1 pseudogene is annotated in these 854 nt (G+C 63.2%); it reads right to left on the bottom strand.

Annotation, left to right across the window (positions count from 1 at the left end):
• Window positions 1-854: pseudogene (locus tag GMA8713_RS27870) on the bottom strand (hypothetical protein); the annotation flags it as partial.

Below are 854 nucleotides of genomic sequence, written 5' to 3'. Positions count from 1 at the left end.
CCCGCGCCCAGGGTGATGGTGATGTCCACCTGACCGTCCAGCTCGTCATCGTTGATGTAACCATCATCGTTGGCATCTTCGGTAATCTCGACCGTCGGCGCCGCCGGGGCGCCGGTGCCGGTGCCGTGATCCAGGGTGGCCGCATCACTGCCGTTGGCGGTGTTGCCCGCCGGGTCAGTGACGGTGGCCGTCACGGTAATGGTGGTGCCGGTGGCTGGCGCGGTCATGGTGACCGGCACGCCGTTGTCCAGCATGTCCTGAGTCACGGTGCCGTTAAACAGCTCATTGCCATCCTGGTCGGTCACAATCAGGGTATCGCCCACCGCGGTGCCTGCACCCAGGGTGACGGTGATGTTGATGTCACCATCGAGCTCAGCGCTATTGATGTAGCCGTCGTTGTTGGCATCCTCATCAATCACCACCGTTGGCGACGCCGGTGCGCCGGTGCCTGTGCCGTAATCCAGGGTAGCCGAGTCAGAGCCCTCAGCGGTGTTACCCGCAGGGTCGGTAATGGTGGCGGTAATCTCCAGGGTGGTGCCGGTCGCTGGCGCAGCCACAGACAGGTCAAGGCCATTGTCCAGCATGTCCTGGGTGACCGGGCCTTCGTACAGGGTGTTGCCCGCGTTATCGGTGACCACAATGGTGTCACCCACGGCGGTGCCGGTGCCCAGGGTGATGGTGATATCCACTTCACCGCTGAGCTCGCCATCGTTGATGTAACCATCACCGTTGGCATCTTCGGTAATGACCACAGTCGGTGCGGTAGGCGCACTGCTGCCGTGATCCAGGGTGGCCGAGTCACTGCCGGTGGCGCTGTTGCCACTGGTGTCGGTCACGGTGGCCGTCAAGGTCAG

Origin of the sequence: Grimontia marina, from assembly GCF_900060185.1 — a bacterium.
Lineage (GTDB): Bacteria > Pseudomonadota > Gammaproteobacteria > Enterobacterales > Vibrionaceae > Enterovibrio > Enterovibrio marinus.
This window is presented reverse-complemented; position numbering and strand designations above follow the sequence as displayed.